This is a genomic window from Roseovarius sp. MMSF_3298 (assembly GCF_030733705.1).
GTDB classification, from domain to species: domain Bacteria; phylum Pseudomonadota; class Alphaproteobacteria; order Rhodobacterales; family Rhodobacteraceae; genus Roseovarius; species Roseovarius confluentis.
Genome location: NZ_JASHIN010000004.1, coordinates 189,722 through 207,973, shown reverse-complemented (window position 1 = coordinate 207,973; position 18,252 = coordinate 189,722). Strand labels below are relative to the sequence as shown.

Annotated in this window: 18 protein-coding genes and 1 tRNA gene; 12 read left to right on the top strand and 7 right to left on the bottom strand. The window is 65.0% G+C overall.

All coding sequences use genetic code 11. The features are described from left to right. Positions 1 to 197: 197 nt before the first annotated feature. From RBB18_RS06295 to RBB18_RS06275, 5 genes are all read right to left on the bottom strand, one after another. Positions 198 to 953 (bottom strand): ABC transporter ATP-binding protein, encoded by a 756-nt coding sequence (locus tag RBB18_RS06295; protein WP_103764110.1) that lies wholly within the window; start codon positions 951 to 953, stop codon positions 198 to 200. 116 nt (positions 954 to 1,069) lie between these two features. Further along, positions 1,070 to 1,825 (bottom strand): ABC transporter ATP-binding protein, encoded by a 756-nt coding sequence (locus tag RBB18_RS06290; RefSeq protein WP_103764111.1) that lies wholly within the window; start codon positions 1,823 to 1,825, stop codon positions 1,070 to 1,072. Between the two features lie 12 nt (positions 1,826 to 1,837). Further along, positions 1,838 to 3,037 (bottom strand): branched-chain amino acid ABC transporter permease, encoded by a 1,200-nt coding sequence (locus RBB18_RS06285; RefSeq protein WP_103764112.1) that lies wholly within the window; start codon positions 3,035 to 3,037, stop codon positions 1,838 to 1,840. A 3-nt stretch (positions 3,038 to 3,040) separates the two neighbouring features. Continuing rightward, positions 3,041 to 4,072, bottom strand: a complete 1,032-nt coding sequence (locus RBB18_RS06280; protein WP_103764113.1) for a branched-chain amino acid ABC transporter permease — start codon at positions 4,070 to 4,072, stop codon at positions 3,041 to 3,043. Between the two features lie 134 nt (positions 4,073 to 4,206). Continuing rightward, positions 4,207 to 5,559, bottom strand: coding sequence for a substrate-binding protein (locus tag RBB18_RS06275; RefSeq protein WP_103764114.1), 1,353 nt, complete (start codon positions 5,557 to 5,559; stop codon positions 4,207 to 4,209). 217 nt (positions 5,560 to 5,776) lie between these two features. Here RBB18_RS06275 and RBB18_RS06270 point away from each other — a divergent pair, with 217 nt between their 5' ends. From RBB18_RS06270 to RBB18_RS06240, 7 genes are all read left to right on the top strand, one after another. Then, entirely contained in the window at positions 5,777 to 7,084 is a 1,308-nt protein-coding gene (locus tag RBB18_RS06270; protein WP_103764115.1) for a helix-turn-helix domain-containing protein, read from the top strand. Positions 7,085 to 7,167: 83 nt separating this feature from the next. After that, positions 7,168 to 7,536: a response regulator transcription factor gene (locus RBB18_RS06265; RefSeq protein ID WP_103764116.1), complete on the top strand. Its 369-nt coding sequence runs from the start codon at positions 7,168 to 7,170 to the stop codon at positions 7,534 to 7,536. Further along, positions 7,533 to 7,832: a hypothetical protein gene (locus RBB18_RS06260; protein ID WP_306112151.1), complete on the top strand. Its 300-nt coding sequence runs from the start codon at positions 7,533 to 7,535 to the stop codon at positions 7,830 to 7,832. Before RBB18_RS06265 ends, RBB18_RS06260 begins: the two co-directional genes overlap by 4 nt. Next, positions 7,833 to 10,526, top strand: coding sequence for a sensor histidine kinase (locus RBB18_RS06255; RefSeq protein WP_103764118.1), 2,694 nt, complete (start codon positions 7,833 to 7,835; stop codon positions 10,524 to 10,526). It abuts the gene before it with no gap. A 136-nt stretch (positions 10,527 to 10,662) separates the two neighbouring features. After that, positions 10,663 to 11,901: a FliM/FliN family flagellar motor switch protein gene (locus RBB18_RS06250; RefSeq protein WP_306112150.1), complete on the top strand. Its 1,239-nt coding sequence runs from the start codon at positions 10,663 to 10,665 to the stop codon at positions 11,899 to 11,901. 325 nt (positions 11,902 to 12,226) lie between these two features. Beyond that, positions 12,227 to 12,436: a hypothetical protein gene (locus tag RBB18_RS06245; protein WP_274594214.1), complete on the top strand. Its 210-nt coding sequence runs from the start codon at positions 12,227 to 12,229 to the stop codon at positions 12,434 to 12,436. A 94-nt stretch (positions 12,437 to 12,530) separates the two neighbouring features. Beyond that, positions 12,531 to 14,579 (top strand): enoyl-CoA hydratase/isomerase family protein, encoded by a 2,049-nt coding sequence (locus RBB18_RS06240; protein WP_306112149.1) that lies wholly within the window; start codon positions 12,531 to 12,533, stop codon positions 14,577 to 14,579. Here the strand turns inward: RBB18_RS06240 and RBB18_RS06235 are convergent. Next, entirely contained in the window at positions 14,572 to 14,787 is a 216-nt protein-coding gene (locus tag RBB18_RS06235; protein WP_103764122.1) for a hypothetical protein, read from the bottom strand. The genes RBB18_RS06240 and RBB18_RS06235 overlap by 8 nt on opposite strands. A gap of 148 nt (positions 14,788 to 14,935) precedes the next feature. Between RBB18_RS06235 and RBB18_RS06230 the strand changes: the two genes are divergently transcribed. Further along, positions 14,936 to 15,205, top strand: a complete 270-nt coding sequence (locus RBB18_RS06230; protein WP_274594216.1) for a DUF2312 domain-containing protein — start codon at positions 14,936 to 14,938, stop codon at positions 15,203 to 15,205. Between the two features lie 49 nt (positions 15,206 to 15,254). Here RBB18_RS06230 and RBB18_RS06225 read toward each other — a convergent pair whose 3' ends face one another. Further along, complete coding sequence (locus RBB18_RS06225; protein WP_306112148.1) at positions 15,255 to 16,130, bottom strand: hypothetical protein; 876 nt, start codon at positions 16,128 to 16,130, stop codon at positions 15,255 to 15,257. A 138-nt stretch (positions 16,131 to 16,268) separates the two neighbouring features. On the opposite strand from RBB18_RS06225, the gene RBB18_RS06220 reads away from it, so the two are divergent. From RBB18_RS06220 to RBB18_RS06205, 4 genes are all read left to right on the top strand, one after another. Further along, positions 16,269 to 16,344, top strand: a tRNA-Thr gene (locus RBB18_RS06220). A 237-nt stretch (positions 16,345 to 16,581) separates the two neighbouring features. Then, positions 16,582 to 17,034: a hypothetical protein gene (locus RBB18_RS06215; protein ID WP_103764125.1), complete on the top strand. Its 453-nt coding sequence runs from the start codon at positions 16,582 to 16,584 to the stop codon at positions 17,032 to 17,034. A gap of 11 nt (positions 17,035 to 17,045) precedes the next feature. Beyond that, the gene (locus RBB18_RS06210; protein WP_245890520.1) at positions 17,046 to 17,615 is read left to right on the top strand and encodes a hypothetical protein; all 570 of its coding nucleotides are present in this window, start codon (positions 17,046 to 17,048) and stop codon (positions 17,613 to 17,615) included. After that, positions 17,615 to 18,244, top strand: a complete 630-nt coding sequence (locus RBB18_RS06205) for an SCO family protein (RefSeq protein WP_103764126.1) — start codon at positions 17,615 to 17,617, stop codon at positions 18,242 to 18,244. The genes RBB18_RS06210 and RBB18_RS06205 overlap by 1 nt, the downstream gene beginning before the upstream one ends. Positions 18,245 to 18,252: the final 8 nt, after the last annotated feature.

Sequence of the window (18,252 nt, the reverse complement as noted above, 5' to 3'; positions counted from 1 at the left end):
CTTGATCGAGGCGGCGTACATCTCGTCGTACTTCGCCGCGTCGACATGGGCATTCGCCGCGAAATCGGCACTGGGCGCATAGGTTTTATCGGACATGGTTCCTCCCTCGGTGGTCTTGAATGTCTTGCAGGCCCGCTCCGCCTTTGAGACGGCGGCGGGGCGGGCGTTCTCCTGGCGGCAGCCTAGGGAGGTTGGCGTCAGATGGCCAGATACTCGGCGCGGAGACTTTCGTTTTCCAGCACCTCTGACGCGGTCCCGTCGAAGGCGATGCCACCCGTATCGAGGATGATGCAGCGATCGGCGAGTTCAAGGGCACGTACCGCGTTCTGTTCGACGAGGATCGTGGTGATGCCCTGTTCCTTGATGATGCGCAGGGTCTTTTCGATCTCGTCCACGATGACGGGTGCGAGGCCCTCGTAGGGCTCATCGAGCAGCAGGACCTTGATGTCCCGGGCCAGAGCGCGGGCGACGGCGAGCATCTGTTGTTCACCGCCCGAGAGCGTCACGCCTTCCTGGCGGCGGCGTTCCTTGAGGCGCGGGAAAAGCTCGTAGAGCCGGTCGAGGGACCACCCGATGGGCGGGGCGATCTGGGCCAGTTGCAGGTTTTCCTCGACGGTCAGGCCGGGGATGATGCAGCGATCCTCGGGGACGAGGCCGATGCCGGCGGCCGAGGCTTCGTGACTTTTCATATTGTGAAGGGGCTGGTGGTCCAGCCAGATTTCGCCGTGGTTGACCTGCGGCGTGTCCATGCGGGCGATGGCACGCAGCGTGGTGGTCTTGCCCGCGCCGTTGCGGCCCAGAAGGGCCAGGATCTCGCCCTCGTGGACGTTGAAGGAGATGTCCTGAACGATGTAGCTTTCGCCGTAATAGGCCTGCATGCCCCAGACCGACAGGAAAGCGGGCGCCGTTTCGGCGTGGTTGCGGTGCTTGGAAAAGTCGGGTTTGACGTTCATTTTTCGTGTCCTCCCGTCCCGGACCTGATCCGGGACCTCTTGCAGTGGGGGCGAGGCCCCGGATCAGGTCCGGGGCAGGCTCCCGGATCAAGTCCGGGGCGTTCGTGGCATGGCGGTCAGGCGCTTTCGCCCAGGTAAGCTTCGCGGACCTTGGGGTGGCCCTTGATCTTGTCCGGTGTATCCTCGACCAGCGGCGTGCCCTGGGCCAGGACGGTGATGCGCTCGGCCAAGGAGAACACCACGTGCATGTCGTGTTCGATGATGCAGATGGTGATGTCGCGCTCGTCCTTGATCTGCTTCAGCAGGTCGATGGTATTGTTGGTATCGGCCCGCGCCATCCCGGCGGTGGGTTCGTCCAGCAAGAGCAGGCGCGGGTTCTGTGCCAGGCACATGCCGATTTCCAGCCGCCGCTTGTTGCCGCGCGACATGGCGGCCGCATGGTCGTGGCGGGCGTCGGCGAGGTTCAGGCTTTCGAGCATGTGCTCGGCCTGCTCGACGATGTCCTTTTCCTTCGTGGCCTGCGCCAGCGCGTGCATGCGGAAGGCGCCGTCGCGCTTGGCGAAGATCGGGATCATCATGTTTTCCAGCACGCTCAGGTCGCCGAAGATCTCGGGCGTCTGGAACACGCGGGAAATGCCCATCTGGTTGATCTGGTAGGGCTTGCGGCCCAGTACCGACTGGCCGTCGAACATGACCGAGCCGGTATCCGGGATGAGCTTGCCGATCAGGCAGTTGAGCAGGGTCGACTTGCCCGCCCCATTGGGGCCGATGATGGCGTGGCAGGTGTTTTCCGCCACGCTGAGGTTCACGTCACCCAGGGCCTGCAGGCCACCGAAGCGCTTGTTGACGTTCTTGACTTCAAGAATACCCATTGTCGTCGCTCCTTATTCGGCCGGTGTGGATTGGGTGGCTTTTTCGTCGTCCGGGTTCGCTTTCTTGCCGCGAAGCAGACGCCCGATGCGTTGTCCGCCCTCGACCAGGCCGCCGGGAAGGAAGATCACCACGGCCATGAAGATAAGGCCCAGGGTCAGGTGCCAGCCCTTGCCGATGAAGGGATAGACGAGGGTAATGACGAAATCCTCGAGCCCATCGGGCATGAAGGCGAACCATTCGTGCAGGATGTCCTTGTTGATCTTGCTGAGGATGTTTTCCATGTACTTGATCGCGCCCGAGCCCAGCACCGGGCCGATAAGCGTGCCCGCGCCGCCGAGGATCGTCATCAGGACGACCTCGCCCGAGGCCGTCCAGAACATGCGTTCGGGGCCGGCCTGCGTGTCCATCGCCACCAGAAGGCCACCCGCGAGACCGGCATACATGCCCGAGATCACGAAGGCCGCCAGCGTGTAGGGCCGCGCGTTGAGGCCGGTGTAGTACATCCGGGTCTGGTTCGACTTCACCGCGCGCAGCATGGTGCCGAAGGGCGAGCGGAAGATGCGGATCGAGAGGTAGAATGCGATGATCATGAAGACCGCCGCGATGTAGTATCCGGCGTTGATCGTAAAGAGCCAGTCACCCATGGAGATGTCGAAGCCCGCCCGCATGTCCATGCCGAACAGGTTGGCGCGGCCGATCTCGCCGTCGGCGAGATTCGACAGCAGCGGGCTGTCGGTGGACTTGATCTGAAGGCCCGTCTCGCCGCCGGTGATCGGCGTCAGGACCGAGTAGGCCAGGGCATAGGACATCTGCGCGAAGGCCAGTGTCAGGATCGAGAAGTAGATCCCGGAGCGGCGCAGCGAGATGAACCCCACCGCCAGCGCGAAGAGGCCCGCGATGATCACGCCGAGGATGATCGCCGGGATGACGTTCAGCGTGACCAGCTTCATCATCCAGATCGCCGCGTAGGAACCGACCCCCAGAAAGGCCGCGTGGCCGAAGGAGAGGTAGCCCGTGAGGCCGAAGAGGATGTTGAACCCGATGGCGAAGATCCCGAAGATCACGAAGCGCTGCATCAGGTCGGGATAGCCCGCGTTGAACTGCGCCAGGCCGGAGCCTTCGGGAAAGGGGTTCAGGATGAAGGGCGCCAGCATGGTGATGATCAGCACGATCAGAAGCAGGCGGAAGTCTTTCTTGTCGAGACCGAGCATGGCTTAGTCCTCCATGACGCCCTTGCGGCCCATGAGGCCACGCGGACGTGTCAGTAGAATGATGATGGCAACCAGGTAGATGATGATCTGGTTGATGCCGGGCAGGATCTCGAGCACTTCTCGCATGGAGGCAAAGCTTTCCAGGATGCCCAGGAGGAACCCGGCCAGAACGGCGCCCGGAAGCGAGCCCATGCCGCCGACCACGACGACCACGAAGCTGAGCACGAGGAAATCCATCCCCATGTGGTAGTTCGGCGAGTTGATCGGGGTGTACATGACGCCTGCAAGGCCCGCCACCGCGGCGGCAAGGCCGAACATGATGGTAAAGCGGCGGTCGATGTTGATGCCCAGCAGCTGCACGGTCTCGCGGTCGGCCATGCCGGCGCGGACCACCATCCCGAAGGTGGTGAATTGCAGGAAGGCGAAGACCGCGCCGATGATCACGGCGGCGAAGGCGAAGTAGATGATCCGCCAGTAGGGGTAGATCACCACGTTGGGATCGAGACCCATCATGGCGCCGAAATCGAGCGACCCGCGGAAGGCATCGGGGGCCGGCGTGGGGATCGGGTTGGCGCCGTAGTAGAACTTGATGATTTCCTGCAGCACGATGGCGAGGCCGAAGGTCACGAGGATCTGGTCGGCATGGGGGCGGTTGTAGAAATGCTTGATCAGCCCGCGTTCCATGATCACGCCGATCAGCATCATCACCGGAATGGCGAAGAGGATCGACAGCGGAACGGCCCAGTCGATGATGGCATCGCCCGTGGCCTGACCGAACCAATCGTAGACATACGGTACCTGGACTTCGAGCGGGTTTCCGAGGAAGTCGGTTTGCGTTTCGTCGACGACGGTGCGGGAGAGCGTGAGTATGCGGCTCAGCGTGACGGCGCAGAACGCACCGATCATGAACAACGCGCCGTGCGCAAAGTTCACGACGCCCAATGTGCCGAAGATGAGCGTCAGGCCGAGCGCGATCAGCGCATAGGCCGAGCCCTTGTCCAGCCCATTGAGAACTTGCAGGATGATGGCTTCCATCGGGGTGCCCCTCGGGTTTGCAGATATACCGGTTTTGATCACGGACGCGCGCGGGGCGCGTGGTCCGGCTTGGTGGTGGACGCGGGCGCGACAAGGGCGCCCGCGTCGGATCTTGTCAGGTCAGACCTGTGCGATCAGGCGCCGTCGTTGCACTCGCCCAGGCTCGCCTCCGCGCCACCCATCTGCGGGTGATCGGGGGCGTAGGTCACCTGGTCGACCGGGGTCACCTCGACGATTTCGAGCAGGTCGAATTCGCTTTCGGGGTTCTCTTTCCCTTTCACGACCAGCACGTCCTTGAAGCACTGGTGGTCGTCGGCGCGATAGAGCGTCTTGCCGTTGCCCATGCCGTCGAATTCGAAGCCTTCCAGGGCCTCGGCGACCGCGCAGGGGGCAAACGAACCGGCACGCTGCACGGCATCGGCGTAGAGCATCGCCTGGACGTAGCAGGTGTGTGCGGCCTGGCTCGGCGGGAAGCCGTACTTGGTGCCGAACGACTTGACGAATGCCTTGGAGCCTTCGTCCTGCAGCGACCAGTGCCAGTTGGTGGAGCCGAAGATGCCCTTCACGTTGGCGCCGGCACCCTTGGCCATCAGGCGGCTGTAGAGCGGAACCACGATCTGGAAGTCCTTGCCGTTCACCTGCTTGTCACGCAGGCCGAACTGCACGGCGTTGGTCAGCGAGTTGACCATGTTCCCGCCGTAGTGGTTCAGGATCAGCGTATCGGCACCCGATTGCAGCACCGGCGCGATGTAGGACGAGAAGTCGGTCTGCGTCAGCGGCGTTTTCACGGCGGCGACGGTTTCCCAACCCATGGCCTCGGTCGAGGCGCGCACGGCTTCCTCGGTGGTGTAGCCCCAGTTGTAGTCGGCGGTCAGGTGATAGGCCTTGCGGTCTGTGCCGTAGGCGTTGGCCAGCACCGGCGCAAGCGCGGCACCCGACATGTACGAGTTGAAGAAGTGACGGAACCCGTTGGCCTTGCGGTCCTTGCCGGTGGTGTCGTTGGAGTGCGTGAGACCGGCCATGAAGATGACGCCGGCCTCCTGGCAGAGCGCCTGCACGGCCACGGCCACGCCCGAGGACGAACCGCCGGTGATCATCACCGCGCCGTCTTTCTCGATCATCGACTTGGCCGATGCGCGGGCGGCGTCCGCCTTGGTCTGGGTGTCGCCGGTGACGTATTCGACCTTCTTGCCGAGGATGCCCGCACCTTCGAGCACCTTGGACGAGAAGGTGTTCATCATGCCGCCGTCGCCGCCACCGTTCAGGTGCTCGACCGCCAGCTCATAGGCGCGCAGTTCGTCCGCGCCTTCGTCGGCATAAGGGCCGGACTGCGGTACGTTGAAGCCCAGCGTGACGGTGTCGCCCGTGGGTTCGTTGGTGAAGGCGGCGGCGGAGCTTGCCGTGAAGATGGTCGGCAGCGCGACGCCGGCGCCGGCGATGGCGCTGGTCTTGAGCAGGCCACGACGCGTGAGGTCAGTTTTGGACATTGAATCCCTCCCTAGAGTTTCTTCCTGGACGGGCCTCCTCAAGCCCGGCCGGATGCACATGTGTGCTGTCGGCATTATTGGAGGGGGTCGAAAACCGTTCAACAAGCGCCTTGGGGCAAAAGCTTTTTTTGTAAATAAAATCTTCAACGCAGTGCAGAAATCTGTAAATTAGTTTTCAGGCAGAAACGAAGACGATTGATTCAAAGGGCAAGTGCCAATGGCAGAGACCGGTATGGCAGGCACGCGCATCCGCCAACGGCGGCTGGTGGCCGGGTTGAAGCAGGCCGAACTGGCCGAGGCGGCGGGAATCTCGGCCAGCTACCTCAACCTTATCGAGCATAACCGGCGTCGAATCGGCGGGCGCACGCTGTTGCAGATCGCCGAAGCCCTGAATGTCGAGCCCGCAACACTGACCGAAGGCGTGCAATCGCACCTTCTGGCGGCTTTGCAGGAGGCGGCGGGCGAGGCCAAGACCGGCGGCGATTTCTCCGTGACTGCGCCTGAACTGGACAGGGTCGAGGAGTTCGTCGGACGCTTTCCCGGCTGGGCGGGGCGGCTGGCGGATCTTGGCCAGCAGCGCGACGCGCTTGAACGGACAGTCAAGGCGTTGAGCGAGCGTCTGGCGCATGACCCGGAACTGTCGGCAACGCTGCACGAGGTGATTTCCACGGTGACGTCGATCCGGTCGACCGCCTCGATCCTGGCCGAGACACGCGAACTGGAGCCCGAATGGCAGATGCGGTTTCACCGCAATATCAATGAAGACGGCGCGCGGCTGGCCGAGGGGGCCGAGGCGCTGATGCGTTACCTGGAGGCCGCACCCGAGGCCGGCGCGGAGGTGACATCGCCGCAGGACGAAATGCACGCGTTCCTGGAACGCCACGACTTTCACTTTCCCCAGCTCGAGGGCTGGGGCGCGGAAGCGCGGATCGAGGCGATTGTTTCGGAGGTCGAGAACGAAGCGGCGCGGGCGCTGGCCCGGGTGGCGCTGACGCAAGTGCTTGAGGATGCCCGCGCGCTGCCGCGTGACGAGATGGAGGCGCAGCTGGCGGCCCATGGCCCGGCGCCCGACGCTATCGCGCGCGCCACCGGCAGGTCGCTGGCGCAGGTGTTCCGGCGCCTGGCCTTGCTGCCCGAAGAAATGGTGGGGCCGGTGGGATTGATCGTGGTGGATGGCGCGGGGGCGCTAATTCTGCGTAAGACGGTCATGGGGTTCGCCACGCCGCGCAGCGGGGCGGGGTGTGCCATGTGGCCGCTTTACGAGGTACTGGGTCAGCCCGCCCGCCCGGTGCAGGCGGTGCTGTTGCAGGGCGATTTGCGGGTGAGGGCCTTGGCGGTGGCCGAAGAGACGGTGCCGGCAGGGTTCGATAACCCGCCGCTGACGCGGGCCTACATGCTTTTGCTGCCCGAGCGGCGCGGGCCTGATCGGGCTGAGGCACGGCCCGTGGGGGTGACCTGCCGGATCTGTCCGATCGAAGGCTGCCTGGCGCGGCGAGAGCGATCGGTTCTGAAGAACGCGTTCTAGGATATGTTCTTTTGACAGAGCCAAAGAGTTTCGCAATAGTCGGCGGACGGGAGAGGAAATTGATCGGAGGGGAGGCCGGTTGGATGGGCAAGACCGTGCTTCTGATCGAGGACGAACAGAATATCATCGAGGCCGTGAGCTTTATCCTGTCCCGTGACGGATGGGAGGTGAAGACCCACGCCAACGGGCAGAACGCGATGGAGGCTGTCCGCGCGCGCGAGCCGGACGTGGTGATCCTGGACGTGATGCTGCCGGGCAAGAGCGGCTTCGACATCCTGTCCGAGATTCGGGCCGAGGCGCAGTTTGCAAGCCTGCCTGTGCTGATGCTGTCGGCGCGGGGCCAGGCCAAGGACCTCGAGATGGCCGAGCGGGCCGGAGCCAACCGGTACATGACCAAGCCGTTTTCCAATGCCGAGGTGCTGGACGCCGTGCGTGCGCTGGTGCCGACATGAGCCCCAAGCGCGGATCGGTTTTCCTGGCGCGGCGGGCCTACTTTCAACGCCGTGCCATGGATGCCGCCCGGCTGTTGCCCGTGCTGGGCGCGGGAATCTTCGTGTTGCCGCTTCTGTGGAAATCGGGCGACGGCGCGCGCACGGTGATGGTGATGTTCTACATATTCCTGTGCTGGACCGCGCTGATCGGGATGGGCTGGATCGTGTCGCGGCGGTTGTCGGGGCCCGATGCGGACGTAAATCGAGATCCCGCCGGCGACGCGAACGAGCAGGTGCATGTGTCCCGGGAGGGATGAATGGGTGCTCTGAACGTCATTGTCCTTGTCAGCCTTGTATATGTGGCGATGTTATTCTGCGTGGCCTTCGCCGCGGACCGGGCGGCGGCACGGGGGCGAGGCACCTGGCTGCGCTCTCCCATCGTTTACACGCTTTCGCTATCAATCTACTGCACCGCCTGGACATTCTATGGCGCGGTGGGCTTTGCGGCGCGGTCGGGGCTTGAATACCTGACGATCTATCTTGGCCCGACGTTGGTGATGGTGGGCTGGTGGTGGACCCTGCGCAAGATGGTGCGGGTCGGCCGTAGTCAGCGGATCACCTCGATTGCCGACCTGATTTCCAGCCGCTTCGGCAAGTCCAACGCGCTGGCGGTGTTCGTGACCGTGCTCGCCGTCATCGCGTCGACGCCCTATATCGCCCTGCAATTGCAGTCGGTGACGATATCCTTTGCCGCCTTTGCCGCTGTTGACCCGACCCATACCGGGGAGATCAGCGAAACCGGCGTGGCCCTGTGGGTGGCCATCGGCCTGATGGTGTTCACGATCCTGTTCGGCACCCGAAACCTTGACGCCAACGAGCGGCATCACGGCTTGGTCATGGCCATCGCGCTCGAGGCGGTGGTGAAGCTGTGTGCCCTTCTGGCGGTCGGTATCTTCGTGGTCTGGGGGCTCGCGGGCGGTGTCGAGCAGACGCTGGCCCGGATCGACCAGAGCGCCATCGCACGGTGGGAGGTTCCGGGCAGCCGCTGGGTGGGCCTGACGCTGTTGTCGGCGGCGGCCTTCATGTGCCTGCCGCGGATGTTCCAGGTGATGGTGGTGGAGAACGAAGAGGAGGGGCATTTGCGCACCGCCTCATGGGCCTTCCCGACCTACGTGATGCTGATGAGCCTGTTCGTCGTGCCGATCGCGGCGGTGGGCCTCGACCTCAGCCCGGCGGGCGCGAACCCGGACCTTTTCGTGCTGACGCTGCCGCTGGAGAACGGGCAGGAGGGTCTGGCGGTTTTGTCGTTCCTGGGCGGGTTCAGCAGCGCGACCTCGATGGTGATCGTGGCGGCCATCGCCCTGTCGACGATGGTGTCGAACCACGTGGTCATGCCCGTGTGGCTGCATATGACGGGGGGCAGCGCCGTCGTCTCGGGCGACGTGCGGGCGGTGGCGATCCGGGCGCGCCGGCTTTCGATCATGGTGATCCTCTTCCTGGGGTACCTCTATTTCCGGGTGTCGGGCGGCGGCGCGGCGCTGGCGGCGATCGGGCTGATTTCCTTTGTCGGCGTGGCGCAGTTCCTGCCGGCGCTTCTGGGCGGCCTGTTCTGGCGCGGGGCCAACCGGCGCGGGGCGCTGGCAGGGCTGGCGGTCGGCTTTGCGGTCTGGATGTACAGCCTGTTTCTGCCCAGCTTCGGCGCCTCGGCGGTGATGCCGCAGGGGGTGCTCGAGAACGGGCTGTTGGGCCTGGCGTGGCTGCGCCCGCAAGCTCTGTTCGGTGCCGCGGGGATGGATCCGGTGGTGCATGCCTTCATGTGGAGCCTGTCATTGAACATCGTGGTGTTCGTCTTTGTCTCGCTGATCAGTTTCCCGCAGCCGGTGGAGCGGTTGCAGGGCGCGCAGTTCGTCAACGTGTTCGACCATTCGGCGCCGTCGGGTGGCTGGACCGGGGGCCTGGTCCAGAGCGAGGACCTGATGATCATGGCGCAGCGGATCATGGGCGCCCAGGAGGCGCAGGCGCTGTTCGGCGAGGTGGCGCGCGAACAGGGCATGAGTGGCTACCTGCCGGAACCCACGCCCGATTTTCTGAGCCGGCTGGAGCGGTCGCTGGCCGGCTCGGTGGGCGCCGCGACGGCCCACGCGATGATCAGCCAGATCGTGGGCGGCGCCAGCGTGTCGGTGCAGGACCTGATGGCGGTGGCCGACGAGACCGCGCAGATCATGGAATATTCCAGCCAGCTGGAGATGAAGACCGAAGAACAGGCCCGCACCGCCCGGCAACTGCGGCAGGTCAACGAGAAGCTGACCCAGATCTCGGTGCAGAAGGACGCGTTTCTCAGCCAGATCAGCCACGAGTTGCGCACGCCCATGACGTCGATCCGGGCGTTTTCCGAGATCCTGCGCGACGGGGGCGAGATGCCGCCCGAAGGACAGCGCCGCTATGCCTCGATCATTCACGACGAGGCCATCCGGTTGACGCGGCTCCTGGACGACCTGCTGGACCTGAGTGTGCTGGAGAACGCACAGATCGTGCTGAACCTCGAGGAGGGGAACCTCGGTGCACTGCTGGACCGGGCCGAGACGGCTGCCGGGCTTTCGGACAACAGCATGACGGTCGGCCGCGACGCGGGCGCGGACCAGGTGAGGCTGTACACCGACACCAACCGGTTGGCGCAGGTGTTCATCAACCTGATGTCGAATGCACGGAAATACTGCGATGCCGACGCGCCGCGGCTGGATATCCGCGTGGCCGAGCGTGACGGTATGCTGCTGGTGGACTTCATCGACAATGGCAGCGGTATCCCGGCGGGTCAGCAGGGGACGATCTTCGAGAAATTCTCGCGCGTGAGCGAGAACAAGGCCGGTGGGGCCGGGCTGGGGCTGGCGATCTGCCGCGAAATCATGGCCCGGTTGGGCGGCGGAGTGGAGTACCTGCCGGGGCAGACGGGCGGGGCATTCCGCGTTTACCTTCCGGTGGCCGAAGCGGGCGCGGCGGAGGCGGCGCAGTAGCGCGGCCATAAATCCAATCGTAACCTTCTTGCAGTTAACTGCCGCAAATCGTCCGGACCTGGCCGGGCGAAACATGGCGCGCGGCCGCGTTTCCCGCGTGGGTGCCGGGCGCAAGAGAAGGGGGCAAAAACAGGTCATGAGCGCAGAGCCCGCCAGCAGCGCATCGGTCATTCATCGCAAGGCCAAGGTGGCCCGTGACGAATTCGACGCGCGCGAGATGTCGCCGACGAAGGCGCTGCGCCTGGCACTCGCCAAGGAAGCGGCGGCGCAGTTCGAACTGCCGCTGGTCGTGCGCATGGTCGAACATGAAAGCGTGGCCCTGACGGGGATCGAGGCACTGGCGGGCGACGACGGACTGCTGATCCTGCTGGACGGGCTGGAGGGACCGCCCGGCGCGATCAAATTGAACCTGCAGTTCGTCATGGCCCTGATCGAGGTACAGCTGATGGGGGAGGTCCGGCAGGGTGAGGCGAAACCCCGCTCCTTCACCCCCACCGACGCGGCCATCGTGCAACCGCTGATGGATGCGGTGCTGGATAGCTATGCCGAGCAGGTGAATGCCTGTGACAGGATGCCGGATGCGGCCCGCTTCCGGTTTGGCGACCGGGTGGAGAACGGGCGCGCGCTGGCGTTGGCGCTGTGGGCCCCGGACTATGACCTGTACCGCCTCAGCGTGGATTTCGGACCTGGTGCAAAGACCGGGATGATGGAACTGATCCTGCCTGAACCCCCACCCGTGCCGGAGGTCGAGGAGCCGAGTGGCAACACGTTGGCGCGAAAGTTGGAAGAAAACGCGATGAACGCACCGGTTATGCTGGATGCGGTGCTTGCGCCGATCCGCCTGCCGCTGAGTGACATCTGCCGCTGGACTCCGGGCACGGTGCTGAAACTCTCACCTGATACGGTGACCGGCGCGCGCGTGATCGGCGCGAAAGGTCACAAGGTGGCCGCGGCCAAGCTGGGCCAGCTCAACGGGTTTCGCGCGGTGCGACTGGTGCTGAAAAGCGATGCGGAGGAAGGCGCGATCAATGGCGCGCGAGGCTCTGCGCCCGAGACAGGCGGCCCGGCCACGCTGTCCGCGCCCTTGGAGGGTGGTATGACGGGGTTTGATGGTTCGGACGGGGCACTGCCCGATTTGCCGAGTGGGGGGATGGACTTGCTGGATCTGCCCGGCATCGAGGGACCGGACCATATGAGCGGTCTTCCCCACCTGCCGGAAATGGGTGGTCTGCCTGATCTGCCCTCGCCGGACGGCGACGATAATGTTGGTCTCGATACGTTGGTGGAGGAGGAGCTTGCCCGCGCCGCCGCCCGGTTCGAGGCTGACGGCGGGGATGAAGACTTGCCGATGCCCGGCGGCCCGAGCCTTGGATGAACCCATTGGGCGCCCGCGCCGTGGGACCCGTTTAGCCATCGCTCGGCCGCGGCGTCGACGTTGTCTCGTGACCAATCGCAGGCGTTACCTTCGCGAACGGGCAGGGGGAAAACCTGCCGTTGCGGCGCTGCTCTGACGTCCACAATCTGACACCCGTTCCGGCGCATTTGCCCAAATACTGCCCAAGACGCGCGGAAAGCTGCAAATACCGTCGATATCGGGTCCGCGATGCTTCTATTGCGAGCCCGCTTCATGTTATGGTTGTGGAGCAAGGCCTGCGGTTACATGGACCGGATGCGGCGGGCTGCACTTGGGAGGAGACGCCATGACCAGTTTGACACAGGAAATCAAGCAGTTGCACCGACAAATCCTGGACCTGAGCGAGTGCGAGCGCTATCGGCTTCAGCCGCGGCTGGCGGGGCTTCTGGGCCAGATGCGCGAGGCCGGTGAGCCGGTGCCTTCGGAGATGCGGCGCTTGAACGAGACGCTTCTGGATGAGGCGATTGAGGCACAGTTCGAGAATATGCCGGTCTGAACGCTGCCGCTTCGGATCAAAACAATTGCGCAGCCCCCCGCCGAGAGGGTCTAATCCGCGCATGGTTTGAGGCGCACCGGGGCGCAAAAGAGCAGTGTCCGAAGTCATTTACGAGCTGGCCGATGGGGTGGCCGTCCTGCGCTTGTCGCGGGGCGAGGCGAACGCTTTGTCACCTGGCATGCGGCGCGACCTGGCCGCGGCCCTGGACCGCGCCGCCGAAGACTCCGGTGCGCGCGCGGTGGTTTTGACCGGGGCCGGAGACACGTTCTGTTCCGGCGTCGACCTCTCGGAATACGATGGCCCGCTGGCCACCCCCTGGATCGATGCGTTGACGCGCAAAATCGAAACCCACCCCAAGCCTGTTGTCGCGGCGCTGGAGGGAATGGCCCTTGGCGCGGGATTCGAGCTGGCGCTGGCGGCACATGCGCGGGTCGCGCGCAACACGTGCCGACTGGCCCTGCCCGAGGCCAGCCTGGGCCTCATGCCGAGCGGCGGCAGCACGCAGCGCCTGCCGCGGTTGCTGGGAGCGCAAGTGGCGCTGGAGTTCCTGTTGTCGGGACGGTCCATCGAAGCGGGGGAGCCGCGCCTGGCCAAACTGTTCGCCGAAGTGACGCTGGAGGCGCCGATGGCAGCCGCGTTGGCCACGGCGCGGCGTTTTGCGCAGGCGCAGGATTTTGCCCGGGCCAGCCAGATCGACCGGGGATTTTCCGATCCGGCCGCTTATCGCGGCGCGGTCGCGGACGTCTCTGCCCGACTGCGGCAGGGTGACACCGCCGAGGCCGACATCCTGCGCTGTGTCGAGGCGGCGCAGCTTTTGCCCTATGAACAAGGATTGCAGTTCGAGACCGCGGCCTTTGAAGCGTGTCTGGCGCGTCCGGATGCGCGCGCGTCCCGGCATCTATACACTGCCGAGCGGCGCGCCCGAGCCTGGCCCGAGGCGCAGGAGGGCAGGGCAAGTGAAATCGGCACCGTTGTGCTGGCCGGATCGGACCCGGTGCTGGCCGAACTGGCGGTGCATTGCCTTGATCGCGGTCAGCGCGTGGCGGTGCTGGCACCCGGCCCGGCGAGCGCGGCGGCCGCGGCGCGTGTGCGGGCCGTTTACGAAGGCGCGGTGGCGCGAAAGCGGATGGCGCCGGACGAGCGCGATGCGCGGCTGGCCCGGCTGAGTCATGGAAGCGATCCGGTCGTGTTGATGGCCGCCGACCTTGTGCTGGACGATGGTGGCGGCGATCCCGGCGCGGCGGCCGTGCGCAAGGGAGCGGTATGGTGCCTGGTGTCGGGGCGCGACGGCGCGTCGAAGCGACGCGCGCAACTGGGCGCGGCGGTCGAGGTGCTGGCGCTGCGGGCCTATCGCCCGGCCTATACGTTGCCGCTGGTCGAACTGGCGGTGCCCGACGGCGCGGCGCCGGATGCGGTCATGACCGTCATGCGGTATTTCGCGGGGTCCGGGCGCGTCGTGCTGCGCAGCGCGGACCGTCCCGGCATGATTGGGCACCGCCTGATGGGGGCGGTGCAGCGGGCGGCGTTGGCGTTGATGCGGGCCGGGGCCGATCCGCATGCGGTCGAGGAAGCGGCGCGGCAGTTGGGCTTTGCCCGCGGGCCGCTGGAGCTGATCGAGACGGATGGGATCGGTGTGACGGTTGCGCGTCTGCGTCGGGTTTTCGGCAGCGTGCCGGAGTTGGCCCTGCTGGACGCGCGCGCCGACGCGGTGGCTGCTGGCAAGACACCTGGACAGGGGTTCCATGCCGCCCAAGGCCAGGCGCTGGCCCCTGATCCGGGGCTGGCGAGGTGGCTGGAGGCCTGGCGCGAGGGCCAACGCGACCTGCCCGAGCGGCCGGATGTTGCCTTGGATCGGGCGCTGCACGCGGCGTTGGTGGCCGAAGCCGCACGGATGATCGCCGACGGCACCGTGGCGCGGGCCTCGGACGTGGACCTGTGCATGGTCAAGGGTTATGGCTTTGACATCGCGCGGGGCGGGCCGCTGCTCTGGGCCGATATCGGGCCGGAAACGGGCGGGCCGCTGGGCCTTGTGCGGACGATGAAGGCGCTGGCACCGCTGGGGCCGGAGCTGTGGACGCCGCCCGCGATGCTGGAAGACATGGTCAAGTTCGGCCGGCGCTTTTTCGGCGGCGCAGTCAGCTGAGCACGATCCCGAGCACCACCAGCATCAGCCCGATCACGGACAGGAAGAGCGCCCCGGTATTGACGGGCAGGATCTTTTGCAGCGTGGCGCGCAAATCGTCGTCGGACAACCCGGCGCGACGGGCGCGGATCACGCGCAGGATGCACCAGACAAGCAGGGCCAGACCGGCCAGCGTGACCGCCGCCCCGAGCCAGATAAGCATTTCCATCAGGTGCCTCCGCGATAGACCTTCATGGGTGCGACCGCGGGTAGCGCATCGGGCGTGGCATCGCAAGCGACAGAGCGCGAAAACGGGCTTGCGGGACGACTGACGCGCTTGTAGTCAAGAGGCCCAGCCCAGACCTTGGAGAGCCTTCATGGACGACCAGACCCCCCAACCCGGCCCCGACAGCAGCTACCGTGTAACCGCCGACGAGCTGCGCCAGTTCATCGAACGGTTCGAGCGCCTGGAGCAGGAAAAGAAGGACATTGCCGAGCAGCAGAAAGAGGTGATGGCCGAGGCCAAGGCGCGCGGATACGACACCAAGGTCATGCGCAAGGTGGTCGCGCTGCGCAAGCGGGACAAGGACGACATCGCCGAGGAAGAGGCGGTGCTGGAGATGTACAAGGAAGCGCTGGGGATGTGAGTGTTGTCGGCGAGTGGGTTTCCACCCATCCTACGATAGCGAGACGGCCTCAGGGCGCGATGAAGTTCACGCCCTGGATGCGTTCGATCTCGTAGACGTCTTCGTCGTAGGCCTCGGACAAGGTATCGACCAGTTCCTCGGTCCAGCCGGGAAGGTCCAGTTCCTCCTCGATTTCCTCGTCCTTGACGAATTTGTCGAGGAAGGCCGAGATCACGCGGCGCTTCTGGGTTTCCGTCATTCCGGGATGCGAGGCAAGATAGGCCTCGAAGCGTTTCATGCCGGCGGTCGTCATGATCTCCTGCAACAGTGCGAATTCACCTTCGAACCCGGCATGCGGGTCAAGCCCGGCCATCTCGCGCAGGACCTGCGCCCAGACCAGAGGGCTGTCCTCGTTGCACCAGACAGTGATCGGCATGTCGGGAAAGTTCCGGCGGAAGCGGGCGATCGTCTCGGACCAGCGGAACTGTGCCGGGTCGACGCCATTCAGGAAGTCGGCCATCGTGTCGTGCGGTGTTTTGGCAAAGAGCGCAGGCAGGTGCGTGGCCGGGTCGCGCAGGCCAAGGAACAGTTCCAGCCCGTCATTGGCAAAAATCTGGCGGAACGCCTCGATCCGCATTTCGGCCGCAGGATAGAACATACCCTGACCCACGGCCATCTTGGGCGTGCCGAAAAAGGCCTGGTTGGACAGGACCAGCCGGTCGTTGCCCGCCTCATGGTTGATGGCCGAGAGCACGTCATCGCGGGTTTCCGGGCTGATCCCGCTTTCGGTCACGTCGTTTAGGATGTCGCGCAACAGCTTGCGATAGGATTTCGGTTCGGGCACGTCGGTGCCGATTTCGGACAGCAGATCGTGGTTCGCCAGCAGGGTATTTATCAGACGATCCTCGTCCGTCATGTGCGCGCCGGCGTGGATAACGACCTGCATCCTGAACACTCCCCTTGTTGCGTTCGCGGGCGCAATATAGAGGCTTTCTCCGGCAGTTAAACCGCTTTCGGTTACGCAGGGTCGAGTCCAGATTTCATCTTGCGGATCGTGCCGGGGATGCGTAATCAAGCGGTCAGTGCCCCTATAGCTCAGCTGGTAGAGCAACTGATTTGTAATCAGTAGGTCCGCGGTTCGAGTCCGTGTGGGGGCACCATTTTCGACGGGCCTTTCGTTCTCGGCGATTTCAGGCCGGTTTGGCACGAATTTGATACTTCCACCTGCAACGTTCTGCATTGGCAATTCTCGGCAAGAGTCTCGAAGCATGCGTGTGGCAGGCCCGGCCGCCGCCGCATTTCACGCTGTCCCAAAAAAACGTGATTGGACCTGTGATCGGCGCTCGGGGCTTAATCGCGGCATCGGATAAGAAAGTCATTTTGCAAAGGATCAAGGGATGGGACGAATTTCACGACTTGCGGCGCTGGCCGGCCTGTTGCCGGGCGTCGGGCTGGCGGCCGAGGGCGAACGGATCGAGGTCAGGGGCGAGATCATCGACACCTGGTGCTATTACTCGGGTGTCATGGGCGGGCCCGACGCGGTGGTGGGCACTGCACACCACACCTGTGCGTTATGGTGTTCGGCGGGGGGCATCCCGGTGGGCCTGTTGGGCGAGGATGGCGAGGTCTACATGGTGCTGAAGATCGAAGGTGACGACCAGTCGGCCAGCGGGGACACGCAGCTGCGGTTGGCCAGCCACGAGGTGACGGCGGACGGAATGCTGTATCGGCGCGACGGGCTGAATTACCTGGTGGTCGAGGAGGTGGTGACGGATCACGGGATCACCAACCTGAGCCACGACATCTATGGCCCGGTGCCGGGCTTTGCCATCCCCGAACCTGCGGAATGAGGAATGTGACCATGAAACGGATTGCCATGACAACGGCCGCACTCTGCCTCTGCCTGCCGGCGGCGGCGCAGGACTTCTCGGAAGGCTCCGAGGCCAAAAGCTGGAACCTGGCCGCCGAGAAACCGGCGCGGTTCGAGGCGACGGTGGTGGACATGCTGTGCGAGTTGACCGGCGACTGCGCCGAGGATTGCGGCGGGGGCAAGCGGCAGCTGGGGCTCTTGCGCGCGGCTGACGGCGTGCTGGTCTATCCCAACAAGAACAGCCAGCCCGCCTTTACCGGCGCGGCGCTGGAACTGGCGCCCTATTGCGGGGCAGAGGTCGAAGTGGACGGGCTGATGATCGAGGACCTGGAGCTGGGCGCCACGAATATCTACCTTGTGCAGAAGATCCGCGAGGTGGGCGAGAGCGAGTGGGTTACGGCCAACAGCTGGACCAAGAAATGGGCTGAAGCTAACCCGAATGCGGATGGCAAGGGCCCTTGGTTCCGACGCGATCCGCGGGTGAACGGCATGATCGAGGAGAGCGGGTACCTGGGCCTCGGGCTCGAGGCGGACGCGGCCTTTATCGAGGAGTGGTTCTGATGCGGGGAAAGCTGGCAGCCGCGGTGTGCCTGCTGGCCGGAGCGGCGCTGGCCCATGACGGAGAGGATCATGGGCAGGACGCGAAGCCTGTTTCCGATGACAGACTTGCGGCCGCGCTGAAAGACGCGCCGACCGCTCTGCCGTGGGAGGTTGGCGGGCCGTTCGAATTGACCGATCACATGGGCCGAACGCGGACGCAGGCGGACCCGCAGGGCCGGCATCAGTTGCTCTTTTTCGGCTATGCCAACTGTCCCGGCATTTGCAGCGCGGCGTTGCCGCTGATGGCCGATGCTGTGGCGCAGTTGGAGGCGGACGGCGTGGAGATGTCGGCGCTGGTGGTGACGATCGACCCCAAGCTGGACACTGTCGAGACGATGGGGCCGTCGCTGGCAGAGGTGTCGGATGATCTCTTGGGGCTGACCGGCACGCCCGAGGCGCTGGACGTGGCCTATGACGCGTTCCAGGTGGAGTTCGAGCACCTGTTCGACGACCCCGAACACGGGCCGATCTACAGCCATGGCAGCTTCATCTACGTGCTGGACCCGGAGGGCGAGGTGCTGACGCAGGTGCCGCCCGTCCTGCCGCCCGGGCAGGTGAGTGCGATCGTGCGGAAATACGTGGGGGGCTAGGAGGTCCC

Excerpts from the sequence above, each read along its gene's own strand:
- RBB18_RS06295 (WP_103764110.1), bottom strand. The coding sequence starts at position 953 with ATGAACGTCAAACCCGACTTTTCCAAGCACCGCAACCACGCCGAAACG.
- RBB18_RS06290 (WP_103764111.1), bottom strand. The coding sequence starts at position 1,825 with ATGGGTATTCTTGAAGTCAAGAACGTCAACAAGCGCTTCGGTGGCCTG.
- RBB18_RS06285 (WP_103764112.1), bottom strand. The coding sequence starts at position 3,037 with ATGCTCGGTCTCGACAAGAAAGACTTCCGCCTGCTTCTGATCGTGCTG.
- RBB18_RS06280 (WP_103764113.1), bottom strand. The coding sequence starts at position 4,072 with ATGGAAGCCATCATCCTGCAAGTTCTCAATGGGCTGGACAAGGGCTCG.
- RBB18_RS06275 (WP_103764114.1), bottom strand. The coding sequence starts at position 5,559 with ATGTCCAAAACTGACCTCACGCGTCGTGGCCTGCTCAAGACCAGCGCC.
- RBB18_RS06270 (WP_103764115.1), top strand. The coding sequence starts at position 5,777 with ATGGCAGAGACCGGTATGGCAGGCACGCGCATCCGCCAACGGCGGCTG.
- RBB18_RS06265 (WP_103764116.1), top strand. The coding sequence starts at position 7,168 with ATGGGCAAGACCGTGCTTCTGATCGAGGACGAACAGAATATCATCGAG.
- RBB18_RS06260 (WP_306112151.1), top strand. The coding sequence starts at position 7,533 with ATGAGCCCCAAGCGCGGATCGGTTTTCCTGGCGCGGCGGGCCTACTTT.
- RBB18_RS06255 (WP_103764118.1), top strand. The coding sequence starts at position 7,833 with ATGGGTGCTCTGAACGTCATTGTCCTTGTCAGCCTTGTATATGTGGCG.
- RBB18_RS06250 (WP_306112150.1), top strand. The coding sequence starts at position 10,663 with ATGAGCGCAGAGCCCGCCAGCAGCGCATCGGTCATTCATCGCAAGGCC.
- RBB18_RS06245 (WP_274594214.1), top strand. The coding sequence starts at position 12,227 with ATGACCAGTTTGACACAGGAAATCAAGCAGTTGCACCGACAAATCCTG.
- RBB18_RS06235 (WP_103764122.1), bottom strand. The coding sequence starts at position 14,787 with ATGGAAATGCTTATCTGGCTCGGGGCGGCGGTCACGCTGGCCGGTCTG.
- RBB18_RS06230 (WP_274594216.1), top strand. The coding sequence starts at position 14,936 with ATGGACGACCAGACCCCCCAACCCGGCCCCGACAGCAGCTACCGTGTA.
- RBB18_RS06225 (WP_306112148.1), bottom strand. The coding sequence starts at position 16,130 with ATGCAGGTCGTTATCCACGCCGGCGCGCACATGACGGACGAGGATCGT.
- RBB18_RS06215 (WP_103764125.1), top strand. The coding sequence starts at position 16,582 with ATGGGACGAATTTCACGACTTGCGGCGCTGGCCGGCCTGTTGCCGGGC.
- RBB18_RS06210 (WP_245890520.1), top strand. The coding sequence starts at position 17,046 with ATGAAACGGATTGCCATGACAACGGCCGCACTCTGCCTCTGCCTGCCG.
- RBB18_RS06205 (WP_103764126.1), top strand. The coding sequence starts at position 17,615 with ATGCGGGGAAAGCTGGCAGCCGCGGTGTGCCTGCTGGCCGGAGCGGCG.